The sequence below is a fragment of the Clostridium sp. genome (assembly GCF_029267215.1).
Taxonomy (GTDB): domain Bacteria; phylum Bacillota; class Clostridia; order Clostridiales; family Clostridiaceae; genus Sarcina.
In genome coordinates this window covers 1-20,772 of the sequence record NZ_JARIDH010000004.1, presented here as the reverse complement: position 1 = coordinate 20,772, position 20,772 = coordinate 1, and the positions used below count along the sequence as shown (strand labels likewise).

Below are 20,772 nucleotides of genomic sequence, written 5' to 3'. Positions count from 1 at the left end.
TTACTTTGCAAGTTTCCTCCCATCTAAAAATTAAAAAAACAGGTGAAAAAAACACCTGTTTTTTTATTATATAAACATTTGAAATAATACAATCAAAATTACACCTGGAATCCCTAACACTCCAGCTATCAAAGCTGTTAAAATGTTTATTCCTACAGTTATTCCAAAATAAGATCCAAAGTAATTAACAATCATAAGAAGTATTGCACCAAAAATACTATTAATAACTAGACCTATTATTTTCTTAATTGATCCAAATATTAATCTTAAAAGAAATATTGCCACAAAAACTGCAACAACTAAAAGAATTATATCATCTAATGTTAATGCATTAGAATTCATAAGATCACCCTTTTCAAAATTAAATTATACTTAAAGTAGTATTTTTAAATATATGCTCTAAGCCAACTTTTATACCTCTTTTCTTAGCCTCTCTTATAAGATATTCATATCTTGCATTGATATCCTGTTCTTTATAAATCAATGAATCTATAAGTTTATCATCACAAGCATTCTGAAAAGCAGATCTAGCAACTTCAAGCTCTAACATAGTTTCTTCTATAGCTTTTACTATAGCCTCATCCTCATTGGTATAATCTATCTTTCGTACTAAAAAATCTTTAATTCTCTTTTTATCCATGACTACACCTCCAACTTATATACTTGGAATTATTGACCAAATTTCTAAGTTGTATTCATAGATAACAAGATTTATATTACAGTTCTACCTTCTAATGCCTTTGATAAAGTTACTTCATCAGCATACTCTAAATCTCCCCCAACTGGGATACCTGCTGCTATTCTAGTAACCTTAACGTCTAAAGGTTTTAAAATTTTAGAAATATACATTGCTGTGGCCTCCCCTTCAATTGTAGGGTTAGTTGCAACTATAACTTCTTTAATATCTCCACTCATTCTAGCAACTAATTCTCTAATTCTTATATCTTGTGGTCCTCTTCCTTGCATTGGAGAAATAGTTCCATGTAAAACATGGTATAATCCATTAAACTCTTTAACCTTCTCCATAGTCATAATATCCTTAGGCTGTTCAACAACACAAATTATATCTTTCTCTCTATTTGGATTTGCACATATTGCACAAGGATCTGAGTCAGTAAAATTACCACACACTGAACAATATTTTATTGTTCCTCTCGCCTTTATTAAAGCATTGGCAAATTCCTCAACCTCATCCTTTGGTAAATTTAATATATGTAAAGTTAATCTTTGTGCAGATTTCTTACCTATACTAGGTAATTTTGCAAACTCTTCTATTAACTTCTCTATAGCTACTGGATAAAATTCCATCCTAAATGCCTCCTTTTCTTAATTTTACTTTTATTTATTGTTTATATTTTAAACTAGTGTTGATTTTATAAAGAATTTAAGTAAGTCTGAAAAGATATCTAAAATCAACATTCAATTAAAACATAGCCTAAAAAATATCTATATCTATAAAAAACTCCGCTGAATTATATCAGCAGAGTTTTAACATTCATAAGTATTTTATTATTCTTTAAATTAGAATAATCCTGGCATACCCATTCCACCAGTTAATTTGCCCATCTTTTCTGTAGTTTCTTCATTAGCTTTTTCTAAAGCTTGCTTAACAGCTGAAAAAACTAAATCTTCTAACATTTCAACATCATCTGGATCTACAACTTCTGGTTTTATATTAAGTGCGATTAACTCTTTCTTTCCGTTAACTTTTGCAACAACTGCTCCGCCGCCAGCTGAACCTTCGAATTCTGATGCTTCGATTTCCTCTTGCATTGATTGCATTTGTTTTTGAAGCATTTGAGCTTGCTTCATTAAGTTATTCATATTACCCATTCCACCTGGGAATCCACCTCTTGCCATACTTACATCCTCCTTAAAAATTAACTACTTAATATTATATAGTATTTTTGAAAAATTTACTATAATATTAGATTATATGATTAATTGTTCTTTGGTTACTATTTTTTATTACTATTCTTCAATTATTTCTAAGCCATCTCCCATTAATCCTGAAAGTCTAGCCTCTAAATCAGCTTCATATGCTTTTTCTTCCTCAGACCCATGTTCAACACTATAAACAACTCTAACAGGTTCTCTTAAAACTTCTGAAAAAACTTCATTTACTATCTTAGAAAAATCAGGTTTTTCAAGTCTTTCCTTATTATGTTTAAAATCATAAGTATATCTAAACTCAACAACACCTTTATTACAAGACACATTACTTATACCCTTTGCTAAGGCCATATAAACCATATACTTTCCTCTACTCTTGAAAGTTTCAAGTATATCCTTCCAAACCTTTCTTAAATACTCTGGTGTTAAAGTAGAATTTTCATTTACTGGTTCATAATTATTAGTTTTTATTGGTTGATTAGATTTACTATCTAATTTTCCTTTATTGGAAGTGCCTCCAATTTGAACATCTGATTTAACATCCTCTAAGTTAGTATTTACTTTTATATTACCACTCTTTATCATGTTTTCTAATTTATTTATTCTAGATAACATAACTTCTTTAGATGTATCATACTCTATTTTACACATTTTTATTACTGCAAGTTCTAAGTAAACTCTTGCTTGCTTACTAACCTTAGCTTCCTCATCACATTCCTGTACAATTCTTATACATCTCATGATTTCTTCAACCTTCAGTTTAGCCCCTTGAACCTTTAACTTTTCTATATTTTCCTCAGCTGTATCTAAAACATCTTCTGGATTTGAAGTTACCTTTATCATAAGAAGATTTCTATAATGAACAATTAAGTCCTTTATAAAAAGAGTCATATCCTTTCCTGTAAGAACTAATTCCTCTATGATTTCCATAGCACTTTCAATATCTCTTTTTATAATAGAATCAACTATCTTAAATAAATTATCATTAGTTACAAGTCCAAGCATAGAAACAAGTTCATCATAATCAACTTTTCCATCACCTATTGAAATAGCTTGATCTAAAATACTTAAAGAATCCCTCATTGCCCCATCAGAAACTCTTGCAACAAGATCTAGACTTCTATCATCACAAAATACACCTTGTTCTGTAACAATCTTTCTAAGTCTTCCTGTTATATCTTTTCTACTAATTCTTTTAAAATCAAATCTTTGACATCTTGATAATATAGTTATAGGCAATTTTTGAGGATCAGTAGTTGCTAATATGAATACCACGTTCTTAGGTGGTTCTTCTAATGTTTTTAGAAAAGCATTAACTGCCCCTATTGATAACATATGAACCTCATCCATTATATAAACTTTAAATTTAGCTTCCTGTGGTGGGTATTGAACGTCATCAATAATATCTCTAATATTATCAACACCATTATTTGAAGCTGCATCTAATTCTGTTATATCTATTGCCAAACCTTCATTTATCTTTTTGCACATCTCACACTTATTACAAGGCTCACCATCTCTTAAATCTAGACAGTTTAAAGCCTTAGCCATTACTTTCGCAGTAGAAGTTTTACCAGTACCTCTAGTTCCACAGAATAAATAGGCATGAGCTGTTCTTCCATTTATAATCTGATTTTTTAATGTAGTGGTTATATGTTCTTGACCAACAACATCATTAAAAGTTTGTGGTCTCCACTCTCTATACAAAGCTTTATATGCCAAATTCTTCACCTCTCTAAGCTTGCATTAACATATAATTATTATACATCAAAATAGACTTCTATACCTATTTACATAATTTATATTTTGTAAGTTATGAATTTCTTTATAATTCTAAAAAACTTTATTAGTTAAAACCCATGTAACAGATACCTTTGTAAAAGAGTCTATAATACTTATAAAGATTTTATTATTTAAGTTATATAAACTTTTGTGACTATTTCTTTAAACTATAATACTTGTAAAGATTTTATTAGTTAACATATTTAATATTTCAAGTTCATCTAATCTTACAATGTTTACTTACCTAAGTTTAATACTTTCTTAAACTGTCAATTTATCTCTATTATTAATACCATTCAAACCTTTACTTTTGTATTTATGATAATAAATAATATTTACTTTACCTATATTATTTATTATCATAAAGTACGAAATTATCCCAATTTACAAAATAGTATAAAATTCAAATATTAATGTTAAAATTAACTCATAACATTAATATTAAACTTAAAAATTAACCAATCAAACTCTAATGAATTCTATTAAAGAAAGGAAATTTATATGTTTTCTATAATTGTTGCCAAAAGTATTGATAATATCATAGGAAAAGAAGGCTCTCTTCCTTGGAATATACCTTCTGACCTTAAAAGATTTAAAGAAATAACAATAGGAAAGAAAATATTAATGGGAAGAAAAACTTTTGAATCACTCCCATTTCTATTACCAAAGAGAACTCATTTAGTTTTAACTAAAAATAAAGATTTTTCTTATAATAATGAAAATGTAATTATATATAATAATTTAGAAAAACTAATTGAAGAATTTAAGGATAGTGAAGAGGAGGTTTTTATTATTGGCGGTGGCAAAATTTACTCTCAATTCTTAGGTTTATCATCAAAACTCTATATAACAGAAGTTTTAAAAGAAGTTTCTGGAGATACCTATTTTCCTAAAATAAATTATTCAAAGTGGAATATAACTTATGAAAGCAAAGTTTACGAAGAAAATAATACTAAATTCAAATTTGTAAATTACGAAGTAAAGTCATATTAAATATGTTTAATATGACTTTACTAAAAAAGCAAAAATAAAAGCCACCATATATTTAATTATAAAGTGACTTATTCTAATTACACATTTTGTAAATTAATAGTTATGTACTATCTTTTTATATAAAATTACTTTCTCTTAAACAAAGATTTTACTCCTCGTTTTACAACATCCCAAAAGCTTAAAGACCTAACTATACGACTTGAATCAACATAATTTCTAACAACACGAAGCACCTTCTTTGGCTCTTTAGATGCAAAGGAATATGTTCCATTTCTCTTAGTTTTAATTGCATATCGTGGAATCCACTTTCCCTTAAATATTATAGAAGCAATTACATAATCAACTTCTTCCCAAGGTATTTGAATAAACTTTAAAGCATTACTAGAATTATAAAATTCAAAACCCTTATCACCAATCATTATTTTTCCATAATCAGCAAGCCCTGTAAAAGCTGTTGCATCAACAACTAAATCTACCTTTGTATTTAGTGATTGAATCATACGTTCTACCCCTTTCTAATAATTATAAATATCCATCTTATTCATAAACAAATTAATTAACATATTTATTAAATTTGGTGCTAATTATATTTATTCTTATTTCCAATTAAGTATTTGTGATACTACTTCCATAATATCATAAAACTTATTTACTTTAATTTATTTATGTAAAAAGCCTAGGCCAAGTAAAAATATTACCCTAACCTAGGCTAAATAAACAATATTACATTAATCCTATTACATGGAATAAAATTCCGATTACGAATAAAGCAAGTATAATAACAATTGGAGATACTTTCTTTTTAAGTAACCACATACATAAGAATGTTAATAATAATCCTGCAAGTCCAGGAATTAATGAATCTAAGTTACCTTGTAATGTTGTAACCTTCTGAGAAGTTAATGATAATCCAGATGCTTGTTGTAATAAGGCTTGTTTAACACCTTCTGCCCCTGCAGGAAGGCTATTCCAATCTATATAAGCACCTTTACTTAAATTAACTGATGATACTACTGGTGTAAACTTAATTGATACCCATCTATTAACCAATGATCCTAAAATGAACATACCAAGTATAGATGCACCTTTTGTAATATCTTGTAATAAGTTACCTGATAAATCTTCTGTAATACGAGAACCAGCTTTATATCCAAGTTCTTGAGTGTACCAAGTGAATGCCATACGTATAATATTCCATCCAAAGAAGAATATAATTGGACCTAATATATTACCAGCCATAGCAAGTGAAGCACCTAATGCTCCTAATATAGGTCTAACAGTAAACCAGAAAACTGGATCTCCGATACCAGCTAAAGGTCCCATCATACCAACTTTAACCCCTTGAATAGTTACATCATCAACTGCTGCTCCATTTGCACGATCTTCTTCTAATGCTAATGTTACACCAATAATAGGTGATGCTACATATGGGTGAGTATTAAAGAATTCTAAGTGACGTGTTAATGCCGCTGATCTTTCTTCTTTAGTTTTGTATAATTTCTTTATTGCTGGAATTAATGAAAATGCCCAACCACCATTTTGCATTCTCTCATAGTTCCATGATCCTTGAATGAAAGTTGAACGCCACCAAATAGAAAGACGATCTTTTTTTGTTAACTTTAATTTATTTTCCATTTTAGTCCTATCTCCTTTCTTAGTAATTATCGATAATATCGCCTACAGGATCTCCTATATTTGATCCACCATTACCTGAGCCACCTTTTTTACTAAGTGTTAAGTAAATAAGAGCTAAAGCTACACCAATTGCACCTAATCCCATAAGTGTAATTTGAGGGATAGTTGCTAATACAAAACCAATTGCGAAGAATGGCCATACTTCTTTTGTTGCCATCATGTTAATTACCATTGCATAACCAACTGCTACAACCATTCCTCCACCTACAGCTAATCCATCTGTTAACCATGCTGGCATAGAATTAAGTAATGCACGAATAGGCTCAGCACCAATTAATAATATTAATGCTGCTGGTATTGCTATACGAATACCTTGCATGCAAATAGCAATAACATGCCACATTTCAACTTTTCTTATATTTCCTTCTTTAGCAGCAGCATCCATAAAATGTACAAATGCTGTAGCTATTGTACGACAAATTATTGTTAATAATAACCCTGCAACTGCTAGTGGAATAGCTATAGCTATAGATGAAGAAATTCCTAATTGATTTGTTTCTCCACTTAAAACTAGAATAATTGCAGCTGCAACAGATGCTAAAGCTGCATCTGGTGCTACGGCAGCCCCTATATTTGCCCAACCTAAAGCAATCATTTGAAGACTACCGCCTAAGATTAGACATGGAATTAAATTACCTGTAACTAATCCAATTAAAGTACAAGCAACTAAAGGTTGATGAAATTGGAATTCATCTAAAATACCTTCCATACCGGCTAAAAATGCTATAATAATAACTAATATTATTTGAATTATATTTAGATCCACTATGTAATCCTCCTTTTTCTATTAAAATAATTTATACTATTTTAATTTATTTAATTCTTCTTGTGCTTTTTTAATTATTTCATCCATGTTTCCTTTTGAATCATTTGGAACTTTACGAACATCAAATTCTAATCCAAAATCTTTAAGTTTACTAAAAGTATCTATATCTTCTTGACTGAAGGCAAGTACTTTATTTGGTTGAACTTTACCTGGAGAGTGAGCCATTGAACCAACATTAACTACTTTTAAAGGTACTCCCCCTTCTACAGCTCTTAATACATCTTCTGGATTTTCAAAAAGAAGTAATGCACGTTGTCCACCAAAATGCTCGTTATCTTTTGCAAGTTTAATCATTTGATTAACTGGCACAATATGAGCTTTAACTCCTGGAGGAGCTGCTTGCTGAATTAATTTTTTACGAAGTTCATCTCTAGCTACATCATCTGATACAACAATAATTCTTGTTGGTCTAACAGTTTTTGTCCAAGCTGTTGCTACTTGTCCATGAAGTAAACGTGAGTCAATACGTGCTAAAACGTATTCAAAACTTCCAGGTGAACCCGCATTATTAGTCTGTTTGATAGAATCTGTTGAAGGTTTATCAGTCTCCTCTGGTTCTAATGACTCAGGTTTGACTTTAACTCCTTCTCTTGCTGATTTTAGAATACTAGCTGCAATTTCTTGTGCTGATTCCATTGAAAAACGTGAAGCATAGGCTTCAATTACCATTGGTAAATTCATACCAGCTACAATTGCCCATTTATCCGGATGCTCTTCAACTAAACTATTAGCTTGGTTAAATGGTGTACCGCCCCAAAGATCAACTAAAAATAAAACTTCATCTTGGTTTTCAAAAGATGCAATTGCTTCTTTCATTTTTGCTTTAATGTCATCAGGACCTTCACTAGGCATCAATGTAACAGCACTTACATTTTCTTGTTCACCAAAAATCATTGAGCCAGATTGCAATATTCCCTTAGCAAACTCCCCGTGACTAGCAAGAATAATTCCTACCATGTGTATACCTCCTATTTTTTATTTTTACATCTTGTTATTAATTCTACACCCAAATTAATCTTATCACAAAGTTAATAATTTGGACATAATTAGATAAAATTATAAAATTTTATGCTATATTATTAATTTAACTCTTATTCTTTTATTTATCAATAATTTTTTTAATTATAATAAATCTCTTTTAAAAAAATAATAAGTAGATACCTTTTTATCTCCTTATCGTTTTCATTATATGTATTTTTAACACCCACTAAAATAAAGCAATACTTTATCTATTCTATTAGAAATTTCTTTATTATTATCTATAAATTTATTTGCTTCTTTTTTTATATCTTCCCTAGAGACCACTTGTTGAAGATTTTCTAAAGATTTCTTAGCATTTTTCATATAAACTAATATTTCATCATTATATTCTTCAAATTTTTTTGGTACATTATAATTTTCAAATTCATTAATTAACCCTTGAAAAAAAATTTTTGATTTTTTTAATTCTTCTTTCATATCCTCTGAAAATTCTCCAGTTTCAGCAACCGTTCTCATTTGTCTTAGTGAACCATCTAAACTTATGTTAACTATTGTTGATGATATTTTATCTAAATATTCACCCTCATCTTCTTTCTCAGTGCTTTTTTCTAGAGGAATAATTTTTCCTTTTAATTCAGCATTTGCACTACTACATCCAAATATAAATACTGATAAAGAAGTAGTTAATATACCTAAAAAAATTTTTTTCCTCATAAATTCCTCCGTAAAATTATATTTACATACTTAGTTTATATAATAATTATACTAATAACAAACAAATTTTTTATTAAGTATTTGTAAAGATATAGCAAACATAGTTTTACCAAAAAATAAAAAGCCTTTAACAATTTAGTTAAAAGCTTAAAAAATACAAAATAAAACCGTGCACCTCAATTCGACAATAGTTTATGGACGTTACCTACGCAGTTAGCTCAAGCCAGACTGATCCACGGCACATGAAAATGACTGCTTATCGCTGCTTCCTTCCGGACCTGACGAGGTTCACAGGTTTCCATTGCGTGGGGCCCAACTCTCAACACCACTTACGTAGGGCAGACTCCACAAACTAGAGCCTCCAAGAGGACTTCGATCCTGCTATAGCGGATTGCAGGTTACAGGGCACCGCTAACTCCCCATCTAGCACGGCATGGCGGAGAGAGAGGGATTTGAACCCTCGATAGAGTTTCCCCTATACACGCGTTCCAGGCGTGCTCCTTCGACCACTCGGACATCTCTCCATAACAAATATTAACTTATAATACTTTTTAATTCTAACATATAAGTGTAATCAATTCAATACTGAAAATTTAATTATAAATGTTACTTTTTTTAGTATAATCATAAGTTATTCTTTTTATAACAGTAAAAATTAGGTAGAGTTTTCCTTTTCTCTACCTTTAAATTTTTTTATTTTTCTTTCTTACTCTAATAACTATAATGATAATAGCAATTAATCCACCCACTATTCCTATTAAACTTATTAACTGAGCCACCCTTATATTCATAAAATATAAACTATCTGTTCTTAATCCTTCTATAAATAATCTTCCTAATGAATACAAAGTTATATACGCTGAAGTTACAATACCTTTATAATTACTAGTTATGTTATAAAGTATTATCATAAGAATTATGGCAATACTAATGTCCCATATGCTTTCGTATAAAAAAGTTGGATGATAGTAAGTTCCATCTATAAACATTCCATTTTGAATAAACTTAGGAAATTTATTTATAAATTCCTTTGAAACTTGGCTACCATGTGCTTCTTGATTAAAAAAATTTCCCCATCTTCCTATTCCTTGAGCAAGTATAAAAGCTGGTGCAACAATATCTGCATATGCTATAAAATCTATCTTCTTAACCTTGCAATAAATAAATGCAGTTAAAAATGCACCTATTATTCCTCCATGTATTGCAAGACCCCCTTCTCTTATATTTATCATATCTATTATGCTATGATAATTTTCAAACTCAAATAATACATAGTAAGCTCTTGCCCCTATAATGGCCATTGGAAAACACCATAAAAATAAATCTAATATAATATCAAAATTTAAATTCTTCTTCTTGGCATTAAAATTAACCAACATCATTGCTATTAATATGCCTAATGAAATCATAATGCCATACCATCTAATATTAAAATTTCCTATTGAAAAGGCTACTGGATTCATAACTTTCTTCCTTTCATTATATTTTTTATTATAATGATACATTAAAATTATAAAGTAAATGTGTATTATTTTCTTAAATTTCAATATTTTATGGAAGTTAAGTTTACTATGTGAATTAAATAATAAATTTTTAATTATATTATTTAGCTACTTTAAGGTATCAACATAGAATATATTTATATAAGGAATTTTAACCTCTTTTCCTGAGGAATTCTTTATTATTTTTGATTGAACAATTCCTTTTACCTTAACCTCTTCTCCATTATTTATATTAGGCATATCACCACTACAAAGAACTCCTAAATAAGTTGAATCAACTATACAACAATTCATTTCTATTTGTGTTATTGCAAATTCATTCTTTTCATAGTGATTGCTTTTATAAAATAAACCTTCTATGGAAATCTCTTTTCCAATTAATCCATCTAAATGAATTATTAATTCTTCTATAGAGTTATGAAAATTCCTTTCACTTAAAACAAGAGCTTCTAATTCATTTAAATCATAATTAGATTTATAATGTTTATGTTGGTGTATTTCATGGTTTTCATGATAAAACTTAACACCTTTTAAATTCAAAGATACCTCATTGATATTTAAACTGTTAGTTAGGAAAAGTAGTAATAATGCAAATATAAATATTAAGTATCCTTTTTTAAATATCCTCCTAGAAGAAACTTTAAAAATATTAAAAAACTGTATTATGATTAATAAAAGTAAAATAAATAAAGCTAACCAAATATATTTTTTCATATTACTTGATATTATTAAAAATATCTTTTCACTAATTAGCATTTTAAAGAATAATCCTTCAAAGCATACTAAGATAAGAAACCATATGAACTCACTAAAATTAAACTTTCTCATATAATCTCCCCCCTTAAACTATTAAGCATGATGCTATGAAGCACAATGAAAATACTACAAATAATAGTTTAATAACAAAAGATTTTTTAAATACGGAAAATAACATTATTGTGTTTTTTAAATCTATCATTGGTCCAATAATCAAAAATCCTGTTATTGCCCCTAAAGAAAATCTATTCATAAACGTACTTGCAACAAAAGCATCAGCCTCTGAACAAAGAGAAATTAAGAATGAAAATACCATAAGCATTATGATTGATAAAATTGTACTATTTTCAAAATAAAATATACTCTCTCTTGGAATAACCGTCTGAAACAAAGAAGCTAAGGTAGCCCCCACAATAAAATATTTTCCTATTTCATAAAATTCTATGGATGTGTGTTTAAGAAGTCTTATAGGCTTTTTTGAGATATCATCAATTTCTGAACATCCACAAAGGCAAATTCCTTCTTGAAAACTTGTCCCATCTTTCAATATGTTTCCTTCCCCTGATAAGTAAAGCATTAATATTCCTGCAATAACTGAAATAATAAGACCAATTCCTACTCTTAACAAAACTACTTTTATGTTTCCATGAAAAGCATAGTAAGTTGAAAGAATTACAAGTGGATTCACAATAGGTGCCGCTAACATATAAGTAATAGCAACATTTATAGGTACTCTTTTACTTATTAATCCCTTTGTTATTGGAACTGTTGCACATTCACAAATTGGTAGAAAAAAACCTATTATTCCAGATTGAAGTGATCCTATAACCTTATTTCTTGATATTATCTTATTGAATAAATCTGTTGAAAAATAAACTTGCATAAAGGATGATAGCACAGCCCCTATTAATATAAAGGGCAATGCTTCTATTACTATACTTGAAAAAATTATAGAAAATTTATTTAAAAATTCCATACCTATCCCATGATCCTTTTTATAAGTCTTTCTTTATTGAACTTCAAATTTTCTTCTTCCTTACCTATGCAATTTACTATATGAGCATTAGAATTAAACTTTCCTATCATTTCAACATATTCATTTAAAGTTTCATTACTCACTTTTTCACATTTATTCAATACAATAAGATTACTTAGTGATAAATTAGGGATTATCATTGAAGGTATATTTTTTAGAAACATATTTAAGGTTGTAATATCAAGTAAATTAACTATAAGTCCTAATTTAACATACTCTTTAAGTTTTCCTTTCCTTATATTATCTATAAGCTTCTTAGTTTCAGAAACACCATTACATTCAATAATCAATCTTTTAGGAGCGTAGAATTTTAAACTTCTTATTAGTTCCTCTTCACTTATTTCTTCGTTGCTAGAAAAATGCTTAGAATTAATATTATAAGTCATTTTTCCGCATCGTAATTCTTCAATTCCTTTTTCACATTGTGTTATTAAAACTTCTTCTTTTTTATAATCATTTAAAATATGATTTATAAATGTTGTTTTACCTGATCCTAAAAAACCTGTAATTAAGTCAACTGAACACTTTCTCAATATTATCCCTCCTCATTTCAAGCTAAAATTTAGTAAATTCTCTTAACTCTTTACAAAATGGAAATGAATCTCTGAAAGCTTTAGATAAGCACAAAATATCACCCTGCATTTTGGGATTAAACTTCTATAATACAGAGAATAACTTCCCTATACTCTCCTTATTTAAATTTCTTCCTATAACACATACTCTCCCTGTATAATCACTTTTATAATCAACTATTGATATGTCATTAGGAACAAAATCAAACTTAATCCAAGAATCATCTTTAGACCTAACAATTCCTTTAGCTCTCAAAATCTCTCCATGCTTATGCTCATTAAAAGAGTTAAGTATTTTTAAAATCTCTCCATATTCAAAAGCTTTAGGTGTTTCAACTCCCCAATTTTCAAAGATTTCTGTTGCCATTATCCTTCTAAACCCAATTCCTCTAGGTCTTTTTATAGAATGATTTTCTATAAGATCCTCAACTTTTTTTTCTGAAACTTGGATTATCCTCTCTGCACTCAACTTTTCTAACTCAGTAGTTATTAAATTAACTTTTTTATTTATCCTTCTTATTTTATTGCAAACTTCTGTAATTTCTTTATTTGATAGCTTTTCTACTCTAGTAAGAATTATGGTATTTGCATTAATAAGCTGACTTCTATAAAAATCGCCAAAGTTTCCTAAATACATATCTATATTTTGAGCATCAACCATTGTAATCTTCATATTAATTCTTAACCCCTCAATATTAGCTTCATTTATGGATTGTAATACTTGTGAAAAATCAGCTACTCCAGAGGGCTCTATAATTATTCTATCTGGCCTATAATTAGACATTATATCCAGTATATTCTGCTTAAAATCTCCCTTTATTGTGCAACAAATACATCCTGAATTAATTTCCTTAACTTCTATTCTTCTATCCTTAAATAAATCTCCATCAATTCCAACTTCTCCATATTCATTTTCAACAATTGCAATCTTCTCTTTTTTCACTAAAGCATCTAAAAGCTTTTTTATTAAAGTAGTTTTACCAGCTCCTAAGAATCCAGAAATTATATCTACTTTCATTTATAATCCTCCCAATGTGATTACCATATTCTTATTGATTATATTCTAAAAACAAAAAGATTATTACTTACTAAAATAATCAAGCATATATAGAAACCTTTAAAAAATAAAAAGTCCAAACTAGACTTTTTACTTAAATCTAGTTTAGACTTTCTTTATTGTTTAAATATCACTTAAATTATTTTATGTTAAAAGTTGAATTTCCTGAAATCCATTGATTTATATCCTTATCAACTTCAACCTTTCCATTAGCTATAACCTTTATATTTTCAGGCTTATATGCATCAGAGAAAGATGTAAACTTGCTTTTTCTAATCCACATATTTTCTATATCAGCATACTTAACTCCTTTTTCTCCTAATTTTAAAGTGTAAGTGTCATGACTTCCTTCCATAAAATCATTGCCAGGGTTGTCCATTTTCCACTCTTGAGTTTTTCCACTTTTTGTTTTTATTCCAAAATACATATAGTCATCTGTCCCAGCATCTTTTTCTTTGCTAGTTGTTATGTAAACTACTAATTCTTTTACTTCTTTATTAGGAGATGATTCATTCCCCTCTGAAACATCATGTAAGAATCTATATAAATAACCAGCTGTTCCTATTTGGGAATTTCTTAAAGTTACTTTAGCTGCATAATCCCAATCTTTCCAACTATGATTCATACTAGCATATTTATAATAAATTTCTTTTCCTATCTTAGCAAAGTGAGTTGCAAAACCTTTTGACCATGTTGCAAAGTCTTTCTCTTTTAAGATATCAGTATAGAATTTTTCATTCGTTTTGCTTCCAGTTGTAGTTATTTTATACTGTTCTTTTCTTTCCTCTGCAAAAGTTTCAAATTTAACATGACCTATACTATCAACAGCTGTCACATTAGCAGGATGATAAGGAGTATCTATATCACCAAAATAATGCATTGCTTCTCCAAGATAAAAAGTAGCTTGTTTATAATTTCCTTTTTTCCACTCATATCTTGCTAAAGCACTAAATTTTCTTATTTGTGATTCTCCAGTATCTGGTATTGAATAAGCTAAGTACCACTTATTATCCTTAGAAAAATTATTTTGAGTATCAGGATCCCAAAAATGATCTTGATATAATTCATAGGCGTTTTTATCATAATCTGGATAAGTTGATCCTAATTGCAATTCGTGTAAGTTTTTATTAAGGATTTCTAAGTTTTTTCTTACTGAACTTGGCTCATTTTTTGATAAATCGTTTTCTAAAATAGTAATACCTTGAGTTACTATCATAGCATGAGTACCTGTTCCATCTGGCTTACCATCCCATGCGTAAACCTTTGTACTCATTCCTGCAAAAGTGCAAGTTGTTATAGCTGCACATATAAGTGCTTTACAAATTTTCTTCTTCATATTTTTTATCCCCCGTCATTGTTCAAAGTAATAATATTTTGATAATAATTATCACTTTAATGTAAATTATACCATAAAATCCTCATATACTCATCAAAAAATTGAATTTTTTTAAAACTTTTTTAAATATTATTAAATTTTTTATTATAATAAATTTCATACTATAATTAATTGAAAGTTATTATCAATTATTCTAAACATTTGCTTAGAATAGTGGTATAATAACTAAAAAATACTTGTTTTAATTTATTTAATCAGTTTTACACATAATAAAAGGGAATGAAGTAAAATTTGAAATAATTTATAAACAGAGGATTTTAAAATGGATAATAAAACTTTAGAATTAAAGGCTAGTTTTAATTTAGAAAATACATACACTAGCCTTCCAGATATATTTTTTACCAAACAAAAACCTTCAGGTTCAAAGAATCCTAAGCTAGTTAAATTCAACTACGCCTTAGCAGAAGAACTTGGACTAAACCCTGAAAATTTAAATAATGATTTTGGACTTGGCCTATTTTCAGGAAATAAAACTTTTGAAGGAATAGAATCTATAGCACAAGCTTATGCTGGTCATCAATTTGGACATTTTACAATGCTAGGTGATGGGAGAGCTTTACTTTTAGGAGAACATTTAAATAAAAATAATGAAAGATTTGATATTCAGTTAAAAGGCTCAGGAAGAACCCCTTATTCAAGAGGAGGAGATGGCAAAGCTTCTCTAGGTCCAATGCTTAGAGAATATATCATAAGTGAAGGAATGCATGGACTTTTAATACCTACAACAAGAAGTCTAGCTGTAGTAACAACAGGAGAAGATATTATAAGAGAAAGCTTTGAAAAAGGCGCAATCTTAACTAGAATATCATCTAGTCATATAAGAGTTGGAACTTTTGCTTTTGCTTCTCGATGGGGAAGTTTTGAAGATTTAAAAGCCCTAGCTGATTACACTATAAATCGTCATTTTCCTTATATAAAAGATGAAGAAAATAAATATTTAACTTTTCTTAAAGAAGTAATTAAGTTACAAGCTGATTTAATTTGTAAATGGCAATCTGTTGGATTCATTCATGGTGTTATGAATACTGATAATATGGCTATTTCAGGTGAAACAATAGACTATGGTCCATGTGCATTTATGGATATTTATAACTCAAATACTGTGTTTAGCTCAATAGATTTAAACGGAAGGTATGCCTATGGTAATCAACCAAACATAGCTATATGGAACCTTGCTAGATTTGCTGAAGCTATTCTTCCACTTCTAAATGAAGACTCCAATAAAGCAATAAAAATGGCTGAGGAAAGCTTAGATGAATTTGTTACTTTATATAAATCTAACTGGTTATCAAAAATGAGAAAGAAACTTGGTTTATATAAAGAATTTGAAGTTGATGAACTATTAATAGAAGGGCTTTTAAGCACTATGCAAAAATATGAGGCTGACTTTACTAATACCTTTGTTTCATTAACTTTAAATAAAATTGAAGAAGAAGAAATATTTAAAACAGAGGAATTTAAGAAATGGTATGCTCTTTGGAGAGATAGATTAGAAAAAGAAAATACTTCTTTTGAAAAAGCTCAAGAACTTATGATGAAAAATAATCCTTATATTATTCCTAGAAATCATAGAGTTGAAGAGGCATTAAAAAGTGCCCTAGAAGGAGATTACTCAGTTATGGATAATCTTTTAGAAGCACTAAAAAATCCATATGATTATTCAAAAGATTTAAGTTACTACACAGAGCTACCTAAAAGTAATATTCCTTATAGAACTTACTGTGGAACATAAAAATTAATGGGATATATCAAAACTTAATATAAAACTTTTAAATATATTTAGAGAATATGTAAATTGATTATTCCAAAACTAATCTACATATTCTCTTTATATTTTTTGAATGTTTTATTGAAAAGTTATTTTTATACAACCCATTTTAATTTTTGGTTCTGTTTTAATAAAGTGTTGATTTTAGCTATCTACTTATTTTTTTAATATATATTCATAACCTCTACATCATATGTCCCTACACCATCAATCATTTCATTATACATTCCAAGTATTTCTTCTCCATAAGTTTTACTAGGTGCCCATTTAGCTCCTAAATCAATAACTGACTCTGCTTTTCCATGTATTGAAGGAAAGTGTCTTGGATCTTCTGTTTCAACTTTTGGATATCCCTTGGCACCAGCATATAATGCTAAATGATCTAAATGAGCTTTTACTCCCTCATCCCATGATTTAAATTTTTTGTGAGCATTAGGATTCTTATCTCCTCCCCCTTTATTTGTTTTTAATCCACAAGGATTGTGATAAGAAGCATTTAAAACCCCTCCAAAATTTCCATAAGCTGTTTCCTTGGCTGCTTGTACATAAGCTAAAGCAGGATTAACATCTCCATGACTTCCTGCATATTTCCAATATAAATCTGCTAATTGAATAAACTCCTTACTTGCACCTTTTTCTTTTGCCCACTTCTTTGCATCTTCTGGCCCAATATATGAATTGGATATTATAGGAACATCCTCCTCTACTTGAATATCTACACTTAAGGTATTAATCCCTTTAACATAAACTATATCCATGTTTATAAGAGTTAACATTATAAGTATTGAAACTAATAAAACATCTATACTAAATTGATCTTCACTTAATTTTTCTTCAAACACTAAAATATCCTCCAAAAAAATTACATAATATTTGTATTACTCTTTAAAACATATGCTATAGATTAGTCAATTATGTAAAAAAAGTAGATTCTAAATAAAGAATCTACTTTTTTAAATTTATGGCTCTGTTTCAATAGAGTGTTTATTTTAGCTATCCCTTCAGACCTACTTAATTTCGCAGAGAGTTTCTATTGAATATTCCAGAATAATAGCTAAAGCGAAGAAACTCCCTCCGGTCAAACAACTTCGCTTTTTAACGCTATTATTCTTACATATTCAATGAAACTCTAAATTGCTTATTAAGATGGTCAAAAAGTTATATCTAAAATCAACACTAGTTTAAAACAGAGCCAAATTTATAAATATATTCCCATGCTATTAATATTAATGAGCCAATTAAGTAACATAATATATCTTTAAAATCAAAAGAAGTTCCTATAAGTATTCTAAAAAATTTTATATGTTCTAGCCCTAATATTTCAATTATTTTTATATATTGAAGTAATTCAACAAATACTCCAAATATGAATAGGTAAATAGGTAATTTTCTACTTTCAAAATTAAATAATCCCTTTATAAAACAATATAAAACTGGTATTACAATAACATCACCTATATAAGGTCTAATAAAATTGTCATGAACAAATAAAGCTATAAAAATTTCAGTAAATAATAAAATTAAAAAAGCTATAATATAATTTTTATTTATTTTCATTTTTCCTCCTTCATATTAAAACTAAGTTTAAACAAAAAAGTCAGCAAACAAATTTTTATGCTTACTGACTATAGATCACTATGATAATTCTAATGTTCTAATTCTACATTCTTTTTGTAAATAATTTTCTTTTATATAATCAAAAACTTCTTTGCAATCAGCTTCTCCATACTTTTTAGCTAGCATAATATTTAAGCTTGTTCCAAACCATATTCTACAGAAAGAAGGATCTATCATTAATTTTGCCCCTTCTTTTCCACTCATTCTTACATTTTCACCTTGCAATAATTCATTAAAATGATTTATAAGCATCATCATTATTCTATCACCAATTTTTGCATCTTCATCAGCTATAGTTACAAAATAATATGACCAAGCATATAAAAGGTTTTCTTCTATTGCAATACCTGCCACTTTTTCTCCTATAGTTTCACAAAAACATCTATGCATATAATAAGATAATTTTTTAGAATTATCTTCAAATTTCTTTTCATAAAAGTTTATTTCATAACCTACCATCATCTCTAATTTATTCATATCCTATATTCCCCCACACCAATATTTTTATCCTCAGTATAACATAAAATGGGTAAGCAATTCATTACTTACCCACGTCTATCTTTAAAAAATTCTGTTAAGATTTTACTACATTCTTCATCATTATTCCAAACAATGTCCAAAAAATGATTTAAATTTGGATTTTGAAGAATATTTATTATTGAACCTGCTGCACCAGTGGTTTCATCAAAGGTTCCTATATGAATCTTTGAAATCCTACTTTGAAGTATTGCACCAGCACACATTGGACAAGGTTCCAAGGTTACATACATCTCACAACCATAAAGTCTCCAATTTCCAAGTTTCTCACAGGCTTTTTTTATAGCGAGAATTTCAGCATGAGCTGTTGGATCATTTAAAGTTTCCTTCAAATTATGAGCTTTTGAAATAACTTTGCCATCTTTCACAATTACTGCACCAACTGGGACTTCGCCTTTTTTTCTAGCTTTCTCAGCCTCTTCTAAAGCCAATTTAAGCACTTTTTTAATTCTCCCCTTGTTCTATTTTATAAGTGTATATTCTAACCTTTTTAATTCTATTTCTATCAATTTTTTCAACTACAAGTCTGAATTTGTTTGTTTTTATCTCTTCTCCAACTTTAGGCATTCTTCCAAGATATCCAATTACATATCCTCCAATAGAATCAAAATCCTCTGATTCTATCTCAAAACCTATCATATCACTTAAATCTGATAGTCTTGTGCTACCATCAACAATAAATTCATTTTCTTTTATAACTTCTATATCTTTATCTCTTTCATCGTATTCGTCCTCAATTTCTCCTACGATTTCTTCTATTAAGTCTTCTATTGTAACTATACCAACAGTTCCACCATATTCATCTAATACAACAGCTATATGATTTCTTGTTGTCTTCATTTCTGAAAATAATTCAGTTATTTTCTTAAATTCAAAAGTTCTAAAAGGTTCTCTCATATATTTAGTTACATCGAAATTTTCTTTATCACTTTCTAAAAGTATTAAATCCTTAACATTTAAAACACCTACAATATCATCTATTGACTCATTATAAACAGGTATTCTTGAAAATTGTTCATCTTTTATTACTTTTAGTACCTCTTCGTAAGTTGATGTAACATTGACTGCCACAACATTCACTCTCTGAACCATTATATCTTTAACCTGAAGATCTCCAAACTCAAAAACGTTGAATATCATTTCTTTTTCTTCAACCTCTAAGACTCCTTCTTCTTCACCTACATCTACCATTGTTTTTAATTCTTCTTCTGTTATGAAAGGTTCAGTTTTACTTAAATCCCCTCCAAATAACTTTATTATTAAACCTGATACATTAGAAAATAACCACACCAAAGGTTTAAATATTATAACAACCAAATTTATAATTGGTGCTACTAACAAAGAAATTTTCTCTGCATTTTGCTTTGCTAAAGATTTTGGTGTTATTTCACCAAAAATTAAAACAAGTATAGTCATTATACCAGTAGCTACTGCAACTCCACTATCTCCAAATATTCTATAAGCTAGTGTTGACGCTAAGGATGATGCACCTATATTTACTATATTGTTTCCAATTAATATGCCTCCTAATAATTTATTAGGATCTTCCAATAATTTTTCTAATAATTTTGCTCCCTTAATTCCCTCATCTACCATATGCCTAATTCTAATTTTACTTAAAGACATTAAAGCTGTTTCTGATGCTGA

The 20,772-nt window shown here is 28.6% G+C and carries 23 protein-coding genes, 1 tRNA gene and 1 other RNA gene; 2 read left to right on the top strand and 23 right to left on the bottom strand.

Annotated features, from left to right (window positions below):
- Window positions 1–66: 66 nt before the first annotated feature.
- The 5 genes from Q1K13_RS00300 to dnaX form a co-directional block, all read right to left on the bottom strand.
- A complete protein-coding gene (locus Q1K13_RS00300) occupies window positions 67–342 on the bottom strand; it encodes a pro-sigmaK processing inhibitor BofA family protein (protein ID WP_300346492.1) in 276 nt (91 codons plus the stop codon).
- A 19-nt stretch (window positions 343–361) separates the two neighbouring features.
- Window positions 362–640: a YaaL family protein gene (locus Q1K13_RS00295; RefSeq protein WP_300346490.1), complete on the bottom strand. Its 279-nt coding sequence runs from the start codon at window positions 638–640 to the stop codon at window positions 362–364.
- Window positions 641–711: 71 nt separating this feature from the next.
- Window positions 712–1,308: a recombination mediator RecR gene (gene recR / locus Q1K13_RS00290; protein ID WP_300346488.1), complete on the bottom strand. Its 597-nt coding sequence runs from the start codon at window positions 1,306–1,308 to the stop codon at window positions 712–714.
- Window positions 1,309–1,521: 213 nt separating this feature from the next.
- Window positions 1,522–1,860 (bottom strand): YbaB/EbfC family nucleoid-associated protein, encoded by a 339-nt coding sequence (locus tag Q1K13_RS00285; protein WP_300346486.1) that lies wholly within the window; start codon window positions 1,858–1,860, stop codon window positions 1,522–1,524.
- Window positions 1,861–1,971: 111 nt separating this feature from the next.
- Entirely contained in the window at window positions 1,972–3,615 is a 1,644-nt protein-coding gene (gene dnaX, locus Q1K13_RS00280) for a DNA polymerase III subunit gamma/tau (RefSeq protein ID WP_300346484.1), read from the bottom strand.
- A 561-nt stretch (window positions 3,616–4,176) separates the two neighbouring features.
- On the opposite strand from dnaX, the gene Q1K13_RS00275 reads away from it, so the two are divergent.
- Complete coding sequence (locus Q1K13_RS00275; protein ID WP_300346482.1) at window positions 4,177–4,668, top strand: dihydrofolate reductase; 492 nt, start codon at window positions 4,177–4,179, stop codon at window positions 4,666–4,668.
- 125 nt (window positions 4,669–4,793) lie between these two features.
- Here Q1K13_RS00275 and Q1K13_RS00270 read toward each other — a convergent pair whose 3' ends face one another.
- From Q1K13_RS00270 to Q1K13_RS00210, 13 genes are all read right to left on the bottom strand, one after another.
- Window positions 4,794–5,168 (bottom strand): DUF956 family protein, encoded by a 375-nt coding sequence (locus Q1K13_RS00270; RefSeq protein ID WP_300346480.1) that lies wholly within the window; start codon window positions 5,166–5,168, stop codon window positions 4,794–4,796.
- A gap of 223 nt (window positions 5,169–5,391) precedes the next feature.
- Window positions 5,392–6,303 (bottom strand): PTS system mannose/fructose/sorbose family transporter subunit IID, encoded by a 912-nt coding sequence (locus Q1K13_RS00265; RefSeq protein WP_300346477.1) that lies wholly within the window; start codon window positions 6,301–6,303, stop codon window positions 5,392–5,394.
- 19 nt (window positions 6,304–6,322) lie between these two features.
- A complete protein-coding gene (locus Q1K13_RS00260) occupies window positions 6,323–7,129 on the bottom strand; it encodes a PTS mannose/fructose/sorbose transporter subunit IIC (RefSeq protein ID WP_300346475.1) in 807 nt (268 codons plus the stop codon).
- A gap of 36 nt (window positions 7,130–7,165) precedes the next feature.
- The gene (locus Q1K13_RS00255; RefSeq protein ID WP_300346473.1) at window positions 7,166–8,146 is read right to left on the bottom strand and encodes a mannose/fructose/sorbose PTS transporter subunit IIA; all 981 of its coding nucleotides are present in this window, start codon (window positions 8,144–8,146) and stop codon (window positions 7,166–7,168) included.
- A gap of 240 nt (window positions 8,147–8,386) precedes the next feature.
- On the bottom strand, window positions 8,387–8,884 hold the full coding sequence (locus Q1K13_RS00250; RefSeq protein WP_300346470.1) for a hypothetical protein: 498 nt from the start codon (window positions 8,882–8,884) through the stop codon (window positions 8,387–8,389).
- Window positions 8,885–9,051: 167 nt separating this feature from the next.
- Window positions 9,052–9,316, bottom strand: an RNA gene (gene ffs / locus Q1K13_RS00245) — signal recognition particle sRNA large type.
- 2 nt (window positions 9,317–9,318) lie between these two features.
- A tRNA-Ser gene (locus Q1K13_RS00240) sits at window positions 9,319–9,408 on the bottom strand.
- Window positions 9,409–9,567: 159 nt separating this feature from the next.
- Window positions 9,568–10,347, bottom strand: coding sequence for a prolipoprotein diacylglyceryl transferase (gene lgt, locus Q1K13_RS00235; protein ID WP_300346468.1), 780 nt, complete (start codon window positions 10,345–10,347; stop codon window positions 9,568–9,570).
- Between the two features lie 147 nt (window positions 10,348–10,494).
- Window positions 10,495–11,214 carry a TIGR03943 family putative permease subunit gene (locus Q1K13_RS00230; RefSeq protein ID WP_300346466.1) on the bottom strand — a complete coding sequence of 240 codons (720 nt, stop codon included), beginning with the start codon at window positions 11,212–11,214 and terminating at the stop codon, window positions 10,495–10,497.
- A 13-nt stretch (window positions 11,215–11,227) separates the two neighbouring features.
- Window positions 11,228–12,118, bottom strand: coding sequence for a permease (locus Q1K13_RS00225; RefSeq protein WP_300346464.1), 891 nt, complete (start codon window positions 12,116–12,118; stop codon window positions 11,228–11,230).
- Between the two features lie 2 nt (window positions 12,119–12,120).
- A complete protein-coding gene (locus Q1K13_RS00220; RefSeq protein WP_300346462.1) occupies window positions 12,121–12,711 on the bottom strand; it encodes a GTP-binding protein in 591 nt (196 codons plus the stop codon).
- A 124-nt stretch (window positions 12,712–12,835) separates the two neighbouring features.
- The gene (locus tag Q1K13_RS00215) at window positions 12,836–13,768 is read right to left on the bottom strand and encodes a CobW family GTP-binding protein (protein WP_300346461.1); all 933 of its coding nucleotides are present in this window, start codon (window positions 13,766–13,768) and stop codon (window positions 12,836–12,838) included.
- A 178-nt stretch (window positions 13,769–13,946) separates the two neighbouring features.
- Complete coding sequence (locus tag Q1K13_RS00210; RefSeq protein WP_300346460.1) at window positions 13,947–15,143, bottom strand: phospholipase C; 1,197 nt, start codon at window positions 15,141–15,143, stop codon at window positions 13,947–13,949.
- 322 nt (window positions 15,144–15,465) lie between these two features.
- On the opposite strand from Q1K13_RS00210, the gene Q1K13_RS00205 reads away from it, so the two are divergent.
- Entirely contained in the window at window positions 15,466–16,935 is a 1,470-nt protein-coding gene (locus Q1K13_RS00205; RefSeq protein ID WP_300346459.1) for a protein adenylyltransferase SelO, read from the top strand.
- Between the two features lie 200 nt (window positions 16,936–17,135).
- On the opposite strand, the gene Q1K13_RS00200 is transcribed toward Q1K13_RS00205, so the two are convergent.
- The 5 genes from Q1K13_RS00200 to Q1K13_RS00180 form a co-directional block, all read right to left on the bottom strand.
- Window positions 17,136–17,813 (bottom strand): glucosaminidase domain-containing protein, encoded by a 678-nt coding sequence (locus Q1K13_RS00200; RefSeq protein ID WP_498038030.1) that lies wholly within the window; start codon window positions 17,811–17,813, stop codon window positions 17,136–17,138.
- Window positions 17,814–18,147: 334 nt separating this feature from the next.
- Window positions 18,148–18,528 carry a ribosomal maturation YjgA family protein gene (locus tag Q1K13_RS00195; protein WP_300346457.1) on the bottom strand — a complete coding sequence of 127 codons (381 nt, stop codon included), beginning with the start codon at window positions 18,526–18,528 and terminating at the stop codon, window positions 18,148–18,150.
- Between the two features lie 78 nt (window positions 18,529–18,606).
- Window positions 18,607–19,065 carry a hypothetical protein gene (locus Q1K13_RS00190; protein ID WP_300346455.1) on the bottom strand — a complete coding sequence of 153 codons (459 nt, stop codon included), beginning with the start codon at window positions 19,063–19,065 and terminating at the stop codon, window positions 18,607–18,609.
- A gap of 68 nt (window positions 19,066–19,133) precedes the next feature.
- Window positions 19,134–19,565 (bottom strand): tRNA adenosine(34) deaminase TadA, encoded by a 432-nt coding sequence (gene tadA, locus Q1K13_RS00185; RefSeq protein WP_300346453.1) that lies wholly within the window; start codon window positions 19,563–19,565, stop codon window positions 19,134–19,136.
- Window positions 19,566–19,569: 4 nt separating this feature from the next.
- Window positions 19,570–20,772, bottom strand: a 1,203-nt coding sequence (locus tag Q1K13_RS00180; RefSeq protein ID WP_300346451.1) for an HlyC/CorC family transporter, incomplete at its 5' end; no start/stop codon positions are given.